The organism is Corallococcus macrosporus DSM 14697 (assembly GCF_002305895.1).
Taxonomy (GTDB): Bacteria; Myxococcota; Myxococcia; order Myxococcales; family Myxococcaceae; genus Myxococcus; species Myxococcus macrosporus.
In genome coordinates, this window is record NZ_CP022203.1 from 6,507,395 (window position 1) to 6,523,217 (window position 15,823).

General features: G+C 71.0%; 16 protein-coding genes. 9 read left to right on the plus strand and 7 right to left on the minus strand.

The window, feature by feature from the left end; genetic code table 11:
- Positions 1-140 precede the first annotated feature (140 nt).
- The gene (locus MYMAC_RS26025) at positions 141-359 is read left to right on the plus strand and encodes a hypothetical protein (RefSeq protein WP_095960046.1); all 219 of its coding nucleotides are present in this window, start codon (positions 141-143) and stop codon (positions 357-359) included.
- Positions 360-539: 180 nt separating this feature from the next.
- Here the strand turns inward: MYMAC_RS26025 and MYMAC_RS26030 are convergent, their stop codons facing one another.
- Complete coding sequence (locus tag MYMAC_RS26030) at positions 540-938, minus strand: hypothetical protein (protein ID WP_239989022.1); 399 nt, start codon at positions 936-938, stop codon at positions 540-542.
- A gap of 224 nt (positions 939-1,162) precedes the next feature.
- Entirely contained in the window at positions 1,163-4,048 is a 2,886-nt protein-coding gene (locus MYMAC_RS26035) for a YncE family protein (RefSeq protein WP_095960047.1), read from the minus strand.
- Between the two features lie 303 nt (positions 4,049-4,351).
- On the opposite strand from MYMAC_RS26035, the gene MYMAC_RS26040 reads away from it, so the two are divergent.
- The 4 genes from MYMAC_RS26040 to MYMAC_RS37015 all read left to right on the plus strand — a co-directional run bounded on the left by MYMAC_RS26040 (position 4,352) and on the right by MYMAC_RS37015 (position 8,775).
- Positions 4,352-7,087 (plus strand): winged helix-turn-helix domain-containing protein, encoded by a 2,736-nt coding sequence (locus MYMAC_RS26040; RefSeq protein WP_095961688.1) that lies wholly within the window; start codon positions 4,352-4,354, stop codon positions 7,085-7,087.
- Positions 7,088-7,203: 116 nt separating this feature from the next.
- Complete coding sequence (locus MYMAC_RS26045) at positions 7,204-7,752, plus strand: GNAT family N-acetyltransferase (RefSeq protein ID WP_095960048.1); 549 nt, start codon at positions 7,204-7,206, stop codon at positions 7,750-7,752.
- Positions 7,753-7,754: 2 nt separating this feature from the next.
- Complete coding sequence (locus tag MYMAC_RS26050) at positions 7,755-8,015, plus strand: YdeI/OmpD-associated family protein (protein WP_204816956.1); 261 nt, start codon at positions 7,755-7,757, stop codon at positions 8,013-8,015.
- Between the two features lie 43 nt (positions 8,016-8,058).
- A complete protein-coding gene (locus MYMAC_RS37015) occupies positions 8,059-8,775 on the plus strand; it encodes a hypothetical protein (RefSeq protein WP_157757566.1) in 717 nt (238 codons plus the stop codon).
- 21 nt (positions 8,776-8,796) lie between these two features.
- Here the strand turns inward: MYMAC_RS37015 and MYMAC_RS26060 are convergent, their stop codons facing one another.
- Positions 8,797-9,171, minus strand: a complete 375-nt coding sequence (locus tag MYMAC_RS26060) for a cupin domain-containing protein (RefSeq protein WP_013941830.1) — start codon at positions 9,169-9,171, stop codon at positions 8,797-8,799.
- A 190-nt stretch (positions 9,172-9,361) separates the two neighbouring features.
- Positions 9,362-9,562, minus strand: coding sequence for a cold-shock protein (locus tag MYMAC_RS26065; RefSeq protein WP_013941831.1), 201 nt, complete (start codon positions 9,560-9,562; stop codon positions 9,362-9,364).
- A gap of 351 nt (positions 9,563-9,913) precedes the next feature.
- Here MYMAC_RS26065 and MYMAC_RS26070 point away from each other — a divergent pair, with 351 nt between their 5' ends.
- The 4 genes from MYMAC_RS26070 to MYMAC_RS26085 are packed head-to-tail and all read left to right on the plus strand — an operon-like array spanning position 9,914 to position 12,850.
- Positions 9,914-10,474: a periplasmic heavy metal sensor gene (locus MYMAC_RS26070; protein ID WP_013941832.1), complete on the plus strand. Its 561-nt coding sequence runs from the start codon at positions 9,914-9,916 to the stop codon at positions 10,472-10,474.
- Positions 10,475-10,520: 46 nt separating this feature from the next.
- Complete coding sequence (locus MYMAC_RS26075; RefSeq protein WP_095960049.1) at positions 10,521-10,757, plus strand: hypothetical protein; 237 nt, start codon at positions 10,521-10,523, stop codon at positions 10,755-10,757.
- 15 nt (positions 10,758-10,772) lie between these two features.
- Entirely contained in the window at positions 10,773-11,453 is a 681-nt protein-coding gene (locus MYMAC_RS26080) for a response regulator transcription factor (protein ID WP_013941834.1), read from the plus strand.
- The gene (locus MYMAC_RS26085; RefSeq protein WP_095960050.1) at positions 11,450-12,850 is read left to right on the plus strand and encodes a HAMP domain-containing sensor histidine kinase; all 1,401 of its coding nucleotides are present in this window, start codon (positions 11,450-11,452) and stop codon (positions 12,848-12,850) included. Before MYMAC_RS26080 ends, MYMAC_RS26085 begins: the two co-directional genes overlap by 4 nt.
- A gap of 183 nt (positions 12,851-13,033) precedes the next feature.
- Here MYMAC_RS26085 and MYMAC_RS26090 read toward each other — a convergent pair whose 3' ends face one another.
- From MYMAC_RS26090 to MYMAC_RS26100, 3 genes are all read right to left on the minus strand, one after another.
- Positions 13,034-13,858, minus strand: a complete 825-nt coding sequence (locus MYMAC_RS26090) for a carboxypeptidase regulatory-like domain-containing protein (RefSeq protein WP_204816958.1) — start codon at positions 13,856-13,858, stop codon at positions 13,034-13,036.
- Between the two features lie 101 nt (positions 13,859-13,959).
- Complete coding sequence (locus tag MYMAC_RS26095) at positions 13,960-14,817, minus strand: ABC transporter permease (RefSeq protein WP_095960051.1); 858 nt, start codon at positions 14,815-14,817, stop codon at positions 13,960-13,962.
- Positions 14,814-15,806 carry an ABC transporter ATP-binding protein gene (locus MYMAC_RS26100; RefSeq protein ID WP_095960052.1) on the minus strand — a complete coding sequence of 331 codons (993 nt, stop codon included), beginning with the start codon at positions 15,804-15,806 and terminating at the stop codon, positions 14,814-14,816. Before MYMAC_RS26100 ends, MYMAC_RS26095 begins: the two co-directional genes overlap by 4 nt.
- Between the last annotated feature and the right edge of the window lie 17 nt (positions 15,807-15,823).

Sequence of the window (15,823 nt, forward strand, 5' to 3'; positions counted from 1 at the left end):
AGCAGCTCGCGCCAGCGTGTCCTTCCCCACCGGCGACAGGGAATGTGACGCACGCCATGGCGCGCTCACCGCGGATGCCTGGGACACACACCGCCGCATCGCCGGGCTTCCAGCGGTCCGCGAGGTGGTAGGCTGACGCCATGGTGCCGCTGACCGACCATGCCTCGCTGACAGCGGACGCACGCGCCGCGCTGGAGAAGGCGCTGGCGCCCCTCACCCTGCTCCAGGACGTGGTGCGCTGGGGCTTCGCGAGCACTCCGCCGCGCGACGTGACGGAGGTCATCGTCCAGGACGAGTTCACCCACGACGTCGTGATGCCGTGGGACCAGGGCAGCTACCTCGTCTTCGACACGACCTGACTGGGCGGAGTCACTTCGGTCTCCGTGTGGGACCACCGCCCCAGCGCAGATGAGCTCCTCGACGCCCGGCTCGCCTCCGGTTGGACGCCGACGCCCACCAGCACCGTCGACGGAGACGTCATCCTCGGCCACGCCGCGTGCAGGGTGCCGCGGCCGGTGCGCTGACGGCGCGGCGCGTCCTCAATGATGGGGCCCGGCCCCACTCGCCGCGGCGGAAGGACCGCCCGCGGCAGGCGGCGGCATGGCAACCAGGGCGCCCGCGGTGGCCGCGCCGAACATGCGCCGGATGTTGTCACCGAAGAGCGTGAGCGTCAGCAGGCCCATCACGACGATGAAGGAGAGCGCGGCCGTCGCGGTCAACGCCGTGCCGAGGAGCGTGGCTGCCTCCTCTCGCTGCTGGCGCCAGATGCGCCGGCAATCCCCCGTGACGACGGTCCCATCCGGCCGCCGGTAGAGCCGCGCACAGACGCGCCCACCCTGCTGGAGCAGCGCCTCCACCTCCAGCGTGGTCATCTCGGCCAGGTTGTGGACGGAGAGCCGGCAAGCACCGCAGTGCCGGACGCGTGCGTCGCCCCGCATGTCTTCCCAACGCATCTCGCAAGGTGTCGCGAGGGTGAGCCGCTCCGCCAGGGCGTGTGTGTCCATGGCCAGGGAAGGTACGGGACGCGCAGGTCCGCGCCCATCGGGCATGCATCCGTAGGACAAATGACCGACCCCACGCGCGGTGAGCAGCCGGAGCTCCCTCGAGTGACGCCCCACCGGCGCGAGGAGGCACCGGTGGGGCATCGTCAAGGTCGCGGCGCCTACTGGCCGTCGAGCCTGCCGTCCAGGTTCCGGTCGAGCGCGATGCGCGTGCCGGAGCCCGGGGGCACGGCGGTGAAGGTGACCTCCTGCCCCGCGGTGTTCGCCAGCGCGCGGAGCGCCGCGGTGGAGACGTTCGCGCCGCCATCGTCGGGCCGCCACGTCCCGGCCCCACGCTCGTACAAGAAGCCCTTCACCCGGTTCCCCGTGGCCACCTTCGCCACCAGGTCGGCCTCATGCGTCGCGCCACCGAGGATGGCTGACGCGAAGGGAGCCCGGGCACGCGCTATCAGCAGGTCGATGCGCGCGCTGACGGCGGGGGCGTTCGACGCCGTGAGCGTCACCTGCTGGCCGACAATCGGCGCCAGGTCCGTGTCCGCCGCCAGCATGAAGTCCTCCATCTGTCGGCGCTCGGTGTCGTTCCGGAAGCCCACGAGCGGCCCACCGATGCTCGTGTTGGTGAACACGATGGCGCTGAAGAAGCGGAACAGGGTGTCCACCGCGCCGTCGTGCGTGAAGCCGAAGCCGCGGACCTGGTCTCCCAGTTGCCCCGTCTCCGGGTGCGTGAAGAAGCTGCTGTCCGGGAAGCCGAACATGCCGACCTTCGTGTACATGTTCCGCACGTGGGGAATCTTCATGATTTGACTGATGCCCTCGAAGCTGGCCCGGGTATCGGTGCCGAAGAAGCCCCGCGCGCCGTCAATCGCGTGACAGCCATTGCAGTTGAAGCCGTTGTCTTCACCAATGGCGATGCCATCCACCCGGCGGCTGCCGAAGTAGAAGTCGCTCCCCGCCTTCTGGGACGCCGTGAGCGAGTTGTCCAGCCTGCGAACGGGGTTGGGCGGCAACTGCACCTGGAGCTGGAAGGCCGTGAACCGATCCATCTCCGCCTCGGTGGGCATGGACGCACGGCCCAGCAGCTCCGGGAAGGCCACGATGAAGTTCTTGAAGGACATCTCCTCACCGCCGGCATCGACGCCGAAGAAGCCATTCGCGCGGTCGCCTCGCCAGTGCATGGCGCCGCCGTTCGTCATGCCGCGCAGGGTCTGCGTCGTCATGGGGCCCTTCATCGGGTGGAACGCGTTCTGCTTCCCCGTTCCGTTGATGGGCGAGCTCGGGTGGCCGGTGAAGGCGCGGAAGATGCCAATCTCCAGGTCGCTCGCGAGGCGCATGTTGATGGGGTTGACCGTCACCGGCGCGTCCGGATTGCCCAAATCCCAGGCGAGCTCGTCCTTGTCACCGAAGATGTGGCAGCTCGCGCAAGACGCCTCGCCGTTGGCCGACGAGAAGCTGGCGTCATAGAGGAACGGGCGGCCCTGGACCACGGAGGCGGGCTCCGGGTTGTAGAGCGCCACCGAGGACACCTGCGCCTTCGTCGCCAGGTCGATGACCTTCACCGCGTTGTCGAAGCGGGTCATCACGTAGAGGCGGTTGCGCGCCTCGTCCAGCACCAGGCCGCTGGGGCCGCCGCCGCTCACCGGGATGTGGTTGGCGCTCGCGGTGCGCGGGTCGAAGGCGTTGCTCTCCAAGGACGCCGTGTCGTAGACGCCAATCTTGCTGGAGCTGAACGCGGCCACGTACAGCTTCGTCCCATCCCGGGAGACGACCATCTCCGTCGGCGTGGAGAGGCTGTGGTTCTTCACCGTGGGGTCGAAGCCGGGCTTCCCCGCCAGCTTCGAGTAGTCGATGTGCTTGTTGAGGTGCCGGGGATGGACCGCCCCACCGGAGACGACGGTGATGCGCATCTGCGCGATGTTTCCCTGCACCGTGCTGCCGCCGAACTCACCCGCGCCCTCGAAGTGCGTCAGGTTGTTGGCCTCGCTGTTGGACGCGTACAGCACGCCGGACTTCGGGTTGGTGACCAGGTTGAAGATGGTGGTGCCCACGCCCGTGTAGACGGCCGTCTCCTGGAGGCTGTCCGCGTCGATGGCGAAGACATCCTTGTCCGGCAGCCGCAGGCGCACGCCGTTGTTGAAGTTGCGGCCCAGCGAGTCCTGCCACTGTCCGGCGGCCTCGTTCCACTTGACGATGAGCGCGGCCTCCGGCGCCTTCGCGCCCTGGAAGTTCGTCGCGGGCCCGGGCAGGCCGCCCGGCATCAGGTTGTTGCCGTAGGGCGGGGTGTCGGGGAAGACGAGGCAGAGGTCCCGCTCCTTGAATCCGTCGCAGACGTTCCCCAGGTTGACGGACGTCGTCTGGTTGCCGGACTGGGCAATGGCCGCATAGACAGTCTTCTTGTCGGGGCTGGTGGCGAGCGCGCGCGGCGTGTCGCCAAAGAGTGTCACGATGCGCAGCGGCGTGCCGCCCAGCGTCGCGCCCAGGGACGCCGGGTTGAAGACCCAGACGTCCGCGCGTCCGACTCCGGGCGTGGTGAGCTTGGGGTCGCCCGCGCCAGGGACGCTGGCGATGGACGGGTCGGTGCGGTGCTGGCCCCGGTGCGCGGTGGTGATGAAGGCGTTGCCGTTGGTGCCGGCGAAGACGATGTCGCGCGGCTCATCCCCCACCAGCAGCGTGCGCACCACGCGCGGCGTGCCCACCAGGCTCACCACGCTGACGCTGTCCGACAGGTGGTTGACCACCCAGACTTCCGTGTTGCTCCGCGCGGCGACGGAGACGGGCTCCAGCCCCACCGGCACCGTCGCGACGAGCGACAGCCCCGCGCTGCTGACCGCGAAGACCTCCAGGCGGTTGTCCGGCGTGTTGACGGCGAACAGCCGCGTCCCGTCCGGGGAGAGCGCCAGGGGACGCACGTGCGCGCTGTCGAACGTGATGAACGACGGCACCTGCGCCGCCGCGGAGAATGCGGCGAACAAAGACACCACGGCGCACAACGAGACGGCGCGAGCGCGCCAACAACTCCTGCGCACGCCCACTTGCTGAGTACCCACCATAGGGACCTCCTCACGAGTCGGGGAAGCGTTGCTGTCTTGGAATTACCAGTGGGCTTCCCGACAACGCCCCCGCCGAAGGGAGGGGAACGGCCCCTCCCCGCGCGCAATGACAGGCATTGGCCCGGCGCGTCAGGCCTTGTTCGTGAGCGCCACGCTTCACAATTCCGTGGGGCCGCGAATGCGACGCATATCAGTGTCCAGTCCATGACACTCATTGCGGGGTGGCGCGTGCCCGCACCTGCCAGATTCGCCTGTTTTCCGTGGTCTACTCGCTGACGCAACCGGACGAAGAGGGACGTGCTCATGCCGAGCCTTCGCAGCGCACCGGACAGCCTGGCTGGACCGGGCGAGCCGCCTTCGCATCTGCTGCCCACGAAGCTCTCCCCGCCGCGCGCGGCGTCCGTGCTGGTGCCGTGCGGGCCCGCCCTGCGGAGAATCGACCAGGGCGTCGGAGGGAAGCTGGTGCTGGTGACGGCGCCGCTCGGCTCGGGCAAGACGACGCTGCTGACGCAGTGGTACCGCGAGACGCGGGGGCCTCACCTGCTCGCGTGGCTGTCCCTGGACGAGCAGGACAACGCGCCCGAGCGGTTCTTCGCGTACCTGGTCGGAGCGGTTCGCCGCGTGGCGCCCGACTTCGACGCGTACAGCACGAGCGAGGCCGGCCACGCGACGTCCGTCGTGCTGCGCAGCCTGTGGAACCTGGGCCGCGAGCTCGTCGTGGTGCTGGACGACTTCCACGTGCTTCGGGAGCGCTCGCTGGTGAGGGCCTTCTCCTACCTGCTGGACCACTCACCGCCGCACGTGCACTGGGTTGTGTCGTCGCGCAACATCCCGGAGCTGGACCTGGCCAAGCTGAAGCTCACCGAGCAACTGGTGACGCTCGACGGCAGGGACTTGAACCTGGACAGCGAGGCCATCCGCGAGCTGGGCCTGCGCCTGTGCGGCGCCGCGCTCACGCCGGAGGACGTCGAGTCCCTCCGCTCCCGCACCGAGGGCTGGGTCGCGGGCGTCAAGCTGGCGCTGCTGTCGGCGGGCGAGCACGCGAGCGTGAGTGACGCGCTGGGGAAGGCCATTGGCTCCAACCACGACGTGGCCCGGTACCTGGCGGACGCGGTGCTGCGCGAGCAGCCCGAGGAGGTCCGCGAGTTCCTGGTCCTGAGCTCCGTGGTGGAGCAACTCCATGGAGACCTCTGCAACGCGCTGCTCGGCACCACCCGAGGACCTGCGCTGTTGGGGCAGCTCGAGCGGTCCCAGTTGTTCATCCAGGCGCTGGATGCCGAGCGCCAGTGGTACCGGTATCACCCGCTGTTCCTCGAGGTCCTCCGCGCCCAGCTCGCGTGCGACCATGGCGACCGCGTCCCAGGGCTGCACCGCGCCGCGAGCGCCTGGTTCGCGGAGCACCAGATGCCGGATGAGGCGCTGACGCACGCGTTCGCCTCCGGGGACCGGGCGTGGTGCCTCACGCTCACCGCGCGCTGCATGGAGGCATGGATGCGCGAGGGGGAGCTGGCCTCCGTCCTCCATTGGACGGCGAAGCTGACGCCCGCGGAGGTCATCCGCTCCCCCGCCATCTGCGTGGGACACATCGCCTGCCTCATCCTGTCCCGCCGCTTCGCCCATGCGACCGCCGCGCTGCAGGACGCCCAGCACCACCTGGAGACGGCGTACGAGGTGCCCGCCCCGGAGCGCGAGCGCCTGACGAAGCGGCTCGCCCACCTCACGCTGCTCCAAGCCGTGCTGTCTGATTCGGCCCCGGACTCCGGCATGGACCTGGACGCGTCCCCTGGCGCCGAGGAGCCGGACGTCTTCGTGGCGGGCGCGGTGCTGGCGGCGAAGGCGTATCAGGCGCTCCGGATGAACCGCTTCGATGCGATGCGCCGGCTCGCGCTGAGCGCGCGGGAGACGCTGCAGGGACACGACAATCCCTTCCTCGTCGGCTACACGGACGTGCTGGTCGCGCTGGCGGACCGGGCGCAGGGGAACATGAAGGACGCGGCGGCGCGGTGCGAGGAGGCCTTCGAGCGCGCGAGCCTCGGACGGCGCAACCCGGTGTGGGCGAACGCGGCCACGGCGCTGGCCAACGCCCGGTACGAGCAGAACCGGCTCGATGAAGCCGAGGCGCTCTGCGTGGAGGTGCTGCCGCTGCTCCCGCAGGCCTCCGTGTTCGAGACCTTCGCGATTGCGTACCTGATGCTGGCCCGTATCAAGACGGTTCGCGGGAAGTACGCGGAGGCGTACCGGCTCCTGGACTATCTCCATGGGGTCCTGGAGTGCGGTCACCAGACGCGCTTCCTGGCCCACGTGTGCGGCGAGAAGATTCGCCTCTACCTGGTGGAGCAGGCGCCCGCGCGGATGCGGGTGGTGGCCCAGGAGTTCGGCCTGGGTGAGCGCATGCGCCGGGGCGAGTGGAGCGAGAAGCGCTTCTATGACGAGACGTGGGAGCGGCTCGGGCTCGCGCAGGCCTGGGTGATGATGGTGCGCGGCCGGCATGACAAGGCGCACGCCATTCTGGAGACGCTGCGCGCCAGCGCGCACGAGGTGGGCTACGTGTCCCGGGAGACGGCGCTCCTCGCCGCCATCGCCGTGTGCCATTGGCGCGCGGGGGACGCGCTGGCCGCGTTCGCGGCGCTGAACCGGGGCTTCGCGCTGGCGCGGCGCTTCGGCTTCGGACGCAGCGTGTTCGACGAGACGCCGGGCTTGCAGGAGGTGGTCATCGCGGCGGCCCGGCAGCGGAAGCTGAGCTACGCGCTCCCGGACCGGTACACCACGCGCTACCAGGACCTGCTGTCCGCGGGGGCCCGCGTGCCCCGCGAGTTCGCCGCGCCGCCCTCCGCGCCCCTGGAGCCGCTCACGGAGCGGGAGCTCCAGATGCTCAAGCTGCTCGCGCAGGGGTTGAGCAACCAGGAAATCAGTGAGCGCTCCAACGTGGCGCTGTCCACGACCAAGTGGCACCTGAGGAACGTGTTCGCCAAGCTGGACGTGACGACGCGCACCGCCGCCATCGTCAAGGCGCAGGAGCGCTTGCAGCGGAACCTGTGAAGCGGCTGCTTATGGACAGGTGTCTTCCGGCATGAGACGCCTGGGGGTGGAGGAAACGGAGCCTCCGCGCCACCGCATCGGGTGGGCGAGACTCCAACTCCCCAGGAGGAGCATCCGTGCCCGCGACGCCCATCCCCACCATCGAAACCGAGCGCCTCGTCATGAGGGGCCATCGCATCGAGGACTTCGAAGAAGGCTTCGCGATGTGGAGTGACCCCACGGTGGTGCGCTTCATCAGCGGAAAGCCATCCACGCGCGAGGAGATGTGGTCCCGGCTGCTGCGCTACGTGGGTCACTGGGACCTGCTGGGCTACGGCTTCTGGGCCGTGCGGGAGAAGGCCACCGGCCGCCTCGTGGGCGACGTGGGCCTGGGAGACTTCCGTCGCGAAATGCAGCCCGCGCTTCCCAAGGCGCCCGAGGCCGGCTGGGTGCTCGCCCCTGGGTTCCAGGGCAAGGGCTACGCCACCGAGGCGGTCCGCGCGGCGCTCGCATGGGCAGACGCCCGCCTCAGTCCCGAGCGCGTGGTGTGCATCATCTCGCCCGAGAACGCGGCGTCCATCCGCGTCGCCGAGAAGTCCGGCTTCCGGCAGTTCGGGCAGGGCGTCTACCTGGGACACCCCTCGCTCATGTTCGAGCGGCTGGCACCGGGGAGGGCTGGGACCTGAGCATGGCCACGGCGAAGCGGCGGACGCTCAAGCGCGCCATCAATCCCATGCCCGCGAAGGTCCGGGCGGCGCTGGTCAAACACGGCCTCATGGACGCCTACAAGGCGCGCCCGCCGTACCAGCAGAATGACTATCTGGGGTGGATTGCCCGGGCGAAGCTGGAGGCGACCCGCCAGAAGCGGCTCGACCAGATGTTGGGTGAACTGGCCGGCGGCACGACGTACATGAACATGGCGTGGTCTGGCGGGCGGAAGGAGCGCTGAGTCAGGCGAAGACCCGAGCCGCGCGATTCGCTAGATTGGGAGAATGCTGACGCGAATCGCGCTGTGCCTCGCCGTCGCCGCCTTCCTCTTGCCAGAGACAACGCAAGCCTGTGTCTGCATCTCGGGCACAGGCGACCTTCACCACGTCCTCAAGACAGCCCGCGAGCGTGCGAGCGCCATCTACCGGGCTCGCGTCGTCCCGGCCCCCGTGGGTCCTGACCTGGGGACCGTGAGCGTCGAGGTCCTGGACGTCATCAAAGGCCCTGTCGTCGCGGGCGAGAAGTTCGTGCTCCCCCAGGGAGGCGGTGGCGACTGTCGTGTCCGGTTCCGGGAGGAGGCGGTGTATCTCATCTACGCCGAACCCCAGAAACCCAAGCTCATCTGGAGCTGTTCCCGCACCCGCCCCCTTCCTTCGCTGGAGGATGCGGAGTGGCGCTGGCTCACCTCGGGGAAGCTCCCTGTCATCCCTGTCGCGGTGCAACGCGAGTCCGTGTCTTGCCAACCGTGCGAAGGCGCCGCCCCCGCCTGCGACCAGAACAAGCAGTGCATGGCGAAGTGGGAGCCGCCGGAGGCGCTCGCCGCGGACCAGTGCCAATGGAAGACCGCCGACCAGGCCCGCTGCACCTTCACCAGCCCCCGTGTCCCGCTCCCGCGGGACGCGCCGACTTCGCCGGTGCTGGTCTGCCGGCCTGAAGCAGGGTCCAAACACAGACACACCTGCAGCGTCCAGAAGGACCCACACCCTTCTCAGGCGGAATGAGCAACGGCGGCCCGCGGCGCCTCACGCCTTCGCGGGCGCCTTCTTCCCGGCGTCCTTGCCCTCATCCCGGCCGTGCACGGCCGCGGGCGGGCTGGTGGCCTCCACGGCGGAGAAGGTCTCCAGCACCTTGTACGTGTGACTGGAGCCGCGCGGCACCAGCCAGGAGTCACCGGGGTTGAGCAGGATGACCTGCCCCTCGAGGTGCAGCTCGGCGCGGCCCTTCAGCACGAAGCCCACCGTCTCGTAGTCCCTGGCCGTGGCGGGTGCCGGCTCTCCGGGGGGCTCGTCCTCCCACAGCCGCATCGACAGGCGGACGCCGGACGCCAGGTACTTCTGCCCCATTTCGCCCTTGGGAGAGTGCCGACTCTCCACCTTCTTCACGCTGGTGTCGCCCATGCCTTCGTCTCCGTTGGATGGCGGCGGGTACGCCGCGCGTCTGCCGTGAAGGTAAGGAAGGCATCCAGGTGCCGATGGGCACCCCGCGTGGGCCGCCAGCCCGGCGCGTCAGGGGCCAGACATGCGAAGGCCCCGCCTCCCTGCTGGGAGACCGGGCCTCGGGCACACTCAGGGGTGGCCTGCGGGTGCTTCAGACGGCGCGGACGTTCTGCGCCTGCAGGCCCTTGGGGCCACGCGTGACCTCGAACTCCACCTGCTGCCCCTCCTGGAGGGTGCGGAAGCCATCCATGTTGATGGCGGTGTGGTGGCAGAACACGTCCTCACCGTTCTCCTGAGCGATGAAGCCGAACCCCTTGGCGTCGTTGAACCACTTCACGGTACCGATAGCCATGTGACCTTCTTCTTTCTGCTTCGAGGCCGCCGCCAAGGGCTGCCCGAACGACTCGTGCGGAGCGGACACCGCCCCGGCCCCCCAACGACAATCTCCCTGGCGATTCCTGTCCACCCGGCAACCGCCTTCCGGGCAGGCAGGCGTCCGCCAGCAGACAATCCGTAGCACCTTTCCCGTACGCCAGGGCCCCCCGTGGGCGGCTTCCCCTCACGCCCCCCACCCCTCCCCGGGGACGCCTTCACACTTCTTCACCGCACGCGGGCGTGGCCTTCATACCCGCCCTCTACCTTCCCGCTCGTCACCACACGCGCCGGGCTCCCCCAGGTCCGGCCTCTCTGGGAGCGAGAAGCCATGTTCGGATTTCTGTTCGGAACGGCCTGCCTTGCCGGCCTCATCTACACGGTTCGGGGCGGGCGCCACGGCCATCATCGCGGGGGCCGCTGGAGCTCGCGCGGCCGCCTCCGCTGGCTCTTCGAGCGGCTGGACACGTCCCCGGGGCAGGAGAAGGTCCTGCTCAAGGCCACGGACGACGTCATGGAAGCCTTCGCCAAGGCGCGCGACGAGCTGGGCCCCAGCCGGACCGCCCTGGGCACCGCGCTGCGCGGCGAGCACTTCGATGGCGCCGCCCTGCGCGAGCTCTTCGCCCGTCACGACGTCGCCATCGACAACGTGCGCCGCACGCTGCAGGGCTCGCTGGCCCAGGTCCACGAGGCGCTGGACCCGAGGCAACGCCGGGAGCTGGCGGACCTGCTCGAGCATGGCTTCGGCTCGCGCGGTGGCCCGGGGGGCTGGCACCGCCGCTGTGGCGGCCACCGTGGCTGGAGGGGCGGAGCCTTCGGCCACGGCGGCGGATATCGCCACGGGGACGGCGGCCACAGTCCCTGGGGACGCGATGACACCCGTGGGGTGTGAGCCCCGCTCCACTGGCCCCTTTCGCCCCTCCTGAAGGAGACACGTCATGCGCCGCCGTCTGCTCATCGTCCTGCTCGCCCTGGGCACCGTCGGGGGTTACGCCTCCGGCTTCGCCAGCCTGGCCCGCCACCGCCATCACCTGCGCCACCACTGTCACCACGGCGCCTGGGAGCGCGGGTGGAGCCCGAACAGCCCCCACGGCCGGTGGGAGCCTTCCAGCCAGCGAGAGGTGGGCCCCCCGCTGACAACAACCCGCGTGTCCGTCCACACGGCCTCCCCCTGAAGTAGAAGGCGGTCCATGTCCACGCGCGTCCTGCTCATCGACGACGACACCCGGATGTACGAGCTGCTCGAGCAGTACCTCGGGCAGAACGGCCTCAGCGTCACCCATGCGGCCGACGGCGGCCGAGGGCTCGCGGCCCTGGAGGCCAGCGCCTTCGACGCGGTGCTGCTCGACGTGATGATGCCCGGCATGGACGGCCTGGAGGTCTGCAAGCGCATCCGCGCCAGGAGCCGCATCCCCGTCATCATGCTCACCGCGAAGGGCGACGAGACGGACCGCGTGGTGGGCCTGGAGCTGGGCGCGGATGACTACCTCCCCAAGCCCTTCAGCCCCCGCGAGCTGCTGGCGCGGCTGCGGGCCGTGCTCCGGCGCTCCCAGCCCTCGTCGGTGGCGGACCGGCTGGAGTCGGGCGGCGTGTCCATCGACGTGGCCGGGCGCGAGGTGCGCGTGGAGGAGCGCGCCGTGGAGCTGACCGGCCTGGAGTTCGATTTGCTCGTCGCGCTGGTGCGCAGGGCCGGGCGCGTCATCCCGCGCGACGCCCTGCTGGGCGAGGCCGGCCGCAGCGACACCGTGGTGGGCGAGCGCACCGTGGACGTGCACATCTCCCACCTGCGGCAGAAGCTGGGGGACGTGGGCACCCGCCTCATCAAGACGGTGCGCGGCGTGGGCTACGTGTTCGCCAAGGAGGGCCCGTGAGGCGCGGCCGTCCCGGCGGGCCCTGGGGCCCCAAGCGCGGCTGGGGCGACGCGCACGACTGCGGCCCCTGGGGACACCGGCACCCGCCGCACGGCTACTGGCACATGGGGCGCCTGGGCGGCTTCGTGCGCGCCCGGCTGCACCGCCGCCTGTTCATGTGGTTCGGCCTGTCCATCCTCGCCACCGGCGCCGTGGTGGCCACGGTGATGAGCCTGGTGGGCGGGGGCACGTGGAAACAGGAAGGCGACCGGGTGCGCACCTTCGTGGGCCACCAGTTCGAGGAGGTCTGGGACGAGCCCGCCCGGCGAAACGCGCTGGTGGAGTCCATTGCCAGGGATTTGCAGGTGGGCGTGGAGCTGCGGGACACCTCCGGCGCGGTGCTGGCGCGGACGAAGGAACCCTGCCGCCGGCCCGAGTTCAACCTGCCCGTGGTTCGAGAGGGCGTCCCCCTGGGGACGGTGCGCGCCTGCTACGCCAGCTTCCGCCCCAAGAGCCCGCTGCGGATGGCGCTGCCGCTGGTGCTGTCGTGCATGGTGCTGTGGCTGGCCGCGGGGAAGCTCGCGCGCAGGCTCGCCCGGCCCATGGATGAGCTGGTGCGGGCCACGCGGGAGCTGGGCTCGGGCCGGCTGGACTCGCGCGCGGACATCGCGCCCCATGTCACCGGGGAGTTCGCGGTGCTGGCGGACGCCTTCAACGACATGGCCGGGCGCATCGAGAAGCAGGTGGCGGACCAGCGCGAGCTGCTCGCCGCCGTGTCCCACGAGCTGCGCACCCCGCTGGCCCGGCTGCGCGTGTTGACGGAGCTGCTCCGCGACCGCGGCGGCAACCCGAAGACGCTGGACCAGGTGGACCGCGAGGTGGTGGAGCTGGATGCGCTGGTGGGCGAGCTGCTGGCCAGCTCCCGGCTGGACTTCGGGCAGCTCACGCCGCGCGTCCTCGATGGCCAGACGCTGGCCAGCCAGGCCCTGGAGCGCGCGGGGCTGGCGAGCACCCTGCTGGACGTCCAGGCGGAACACGCCGGCCTCGTAGGGGACGCGACGCTGCTGGGCCGCGCCCTGGCCAACCTCCTGGAGAACGCGCGCAAGCACGGCGCCGGCGCCGACGCCCTGCGCCTCCAGGAGCGGGGCGAGCACCTGGCCTTCTGCGTGGAGGACCGGGGCCCCGGGCTCCAGCCCGGCGAGGACGTGCGCATCTTCCGGCCCTTCTACCGGAAGGACCACGGCACCGAGGCCCGTGAAGCCGGCTCCCTGGGACTGGGGCTGGCGCTGGTCCAGCGCATCGCGCACGCCCATGGCGGGGAGGTCTTCGCGGAGAACCGGCCCGGCGGAGGCGCCCGGGTGGGCTTCACCGTGCGGAAGAGCGGCCCGCCGGACTCGGAGAGCCGCCCCGCCGCGTGAGGCATGAGTGGCAAGGCGTGCGCTGCGGACTGGGGCGCGGCGAGCCGCCCCGAAGCTCGCGCGCCGAGGAAGGCCCCTCACGGATTCCTCACGCCGCCGCGTGGAGGCGTGCCGGGCAGGCGTGAGCCGCGCTCGCCACGAGGAGCGCGCCCACCAGGAGCGCCCTCCCCGCCCGAGCGTCCTTCACTTCCGCGCGGAGGCGTCCTCGGCGGAGAAGGTGAACGCGGCTTCCGCCGGCGCGTCGTCCTTCACCGTGACTTCGGCCGTCTTCGTGCCGAGCGTCTCGTGCCAGGCCTCCACCGTGTACGTGCCCGCCGGGAGGCCCTCGAGCGCGAAGGTGCCGTCCTCGCCCGTCGTCACGAAGTACGGGTTCTCCGTGGGAACGACGAACGCCGACATCCACGGGTGCACGTCGCACTTGAGCTTCAGCACGTCCGCGTCCGCGGGCAGCGGCCGCTCCACGGGCGCGCCGGACGGCGGCTGGGCGACGTTGAACGCGGGCCTGGTGCCCACGATGCCGCGCACGTTGTGCAGCGTGCCGTCGCTGTTCTTGAACGCCACCTGCTGGCCGACCCGAGCGCCCTGCACGCGCGGGACGTAGGTGCACTTCGACTGGTCCACCACCACCGGGGTGCCCGGCGCCGCGGGCGCCCCGGGCACCTGGCCCTTCACGCGCACCAGCACGTTCCGCAGGTTGCCGTCATGCACCAACACCGACGCGTCCTTCGTCGCCATGCCCTCGCAGGCGGGGTCATTGCTGGCGGGGATGTCCTCGGCCGCGGGCGGCGTGCCGGTGAACTTCACGGTGCCCTTCACCACGCCCTTGCCCGCCGGAGCCACGGGCGCGGCGGCGGCGCCTTCGGGGGCCTGGATGGGCGAGGCGGCGTGGACCTTCTTCTCCGCGGGCGGCGTCGCGGCGGGAGCAGCCGGCTCCTCCTTCTTGCAGGCGGAGAGGGTCAGCAGCCCCGCGGTTCCCAGCAGCGTCAGGCCGAGCGTGCGCAGCGTCATGGTGCAATCTCCTCGGGAAGTCAGGTGATGCGTCTGCCCACCTCGTAGCGAAAGGGGCAGCCCATGTCCAACCCACCGGGGCGCCGCGCCCGGGCGCTGAACTACTCGCGGCGGCTGACGCTGAAGGCGGCCAAGCCCACGAACACCGCGGCGAACGCCACCAGCACGGGGACTTCCAACCCCGCAGAGGACGAGGACGCGCCCAGCGCCACCGACGCCTCCGCGCCGTACAGCGCCCGCCGCACGCCCTCCACGGAGTAGCGCATCGGGTTGAGGCGCATCACCCAGGCCAGCCAGGTGTCCGCGCCCTTGAGCGGGAACATGGCGCCGGACAGCACCCACATGGGGAGCAGCACGATGCTCATCACCGCGTGGTAGCCCGCGCTGGAGCGCACCCACCACGCCAACGACATGCCCATGCCCGTCAGCGCCAGCGCCGACAGCACCATGACGGCCAGCAGCAGCGGCACGTTCAGCGTGGCCGCGCTCACGCCCGCCAGCGGCGCCAGCAGCAGGAACAGCGACGCCTGGAGCAACGCGATGGCGGACGAGCCCAGCGCCTTGCCCAGCACCACCGCCAGCCGAGAGCCCGGCCCGGCGAGCACCGCCTGGAGGAAGCCCTCCTTGCGGTCCTCGATGACGGTAATCGTCGCGAAGATGGCGCTGAACAGCAGCACCATGGTGACGACGCCCGGGAAGAAGAACTGCTGGTAGCCCAGGCCCCGCGCGCCCTCCACGCGGAAGGAGCCCGCGAAGCCGGAGCCGATGACGAACCAGAAGAGCACGGGCTGCGCCAGCGCCCCCACCACCCGGGAGGGCTGGCGGAAGAAGCGGACGATGTCGCGCATCATCAGCACCCGCACCGTCGCCCACTGGAGGGCGAGCGCGCCAGGCGGAGACGACACCGCCGGAGCCCCGGCGTTCATCGGTTCAGGGGCGGCGGACAGCTCGGCGCTCATCGGCGTCTCCTCGGCGCGGGCTCAGCGGTGGGCACGTCCGCGCCCAGCGCGCGCCCCGTCAATTGGAGGAACACGTCCGCCAGCGTGGGCCGGCGCAAGGCCACGGAGTTCAGCCGGCCGGCCGGGAAGGCCTCCACCAGCCGGGGCACCAGCGCGTGCCCCTGCGGGGCCTCCACCTGCACCCGGCCCTCCACCACCTTCGCGTCCAGCCCCAGCCGCTCGCGCAGCTCGGCCGCCAGCGCCTCCGGCTCGGACGCGTCCACGGAGAGGATGTCTCCGCCCATGCGCGAAGCCAGCGCCTGCGGCGTGTCACACGCCACCAGCCTGCCCGCGTCCAGCACCGCCAGCCGGTCACAGACGTCGGCCTCGTCCGCGCGGTGCGTGGTGAGCAGCACCGTGAGACCCTCGCTGTCGCGCAGCCGCTTCAGGTGCGCCCAGAAGGTGCGGAAGGCCCCCTCGTCCAGGCCCTGCGTGGGCTCGTCCATGAGCAGCACGCGCGGCTGATGCACCAGCGCCCGCGCCAGCTCCAGGCGGCGGCGCATGCCACCGGACCACGTGCCCACCCGCTCGTCACCCCGGTCGGCCAGGCCGATGAGCGCCAGCATCGCCTCCACGCGCTCGCGGGCCCGCTCGCCGCCCAGGCCATACAGCCGGGCGCCGAGCATCAGGTTCTCCCGCGCGGTGAGCAGGTCATCCAGGCTGCCGCGCTGGAAGATGATGCCCATCTGCCGGCGCAGCGACGGGTCGCTCAGCGACAGCTCCCGCCCCTCGAAGCGCACCAGGCCGGCGTCGGGGGAGAGCAGGCCGGCCAGCACCTGGAACGTGGTGGACTTGCCCGCGCCGTTGGGGCCCAGCAGGCCCAGGATTTCCCCCGGCCGCACCGACAGGGACAGGCCGTCCACGGCCGTGCGCCCCTTGAAGCGGCGCGTGAGCCCCTCGAGCTGGAGGAGCGGTTGGGAGGTGGCGGTGGAAACCAGGACTTCGGGCATGAGCGGGCGGCCCCCGT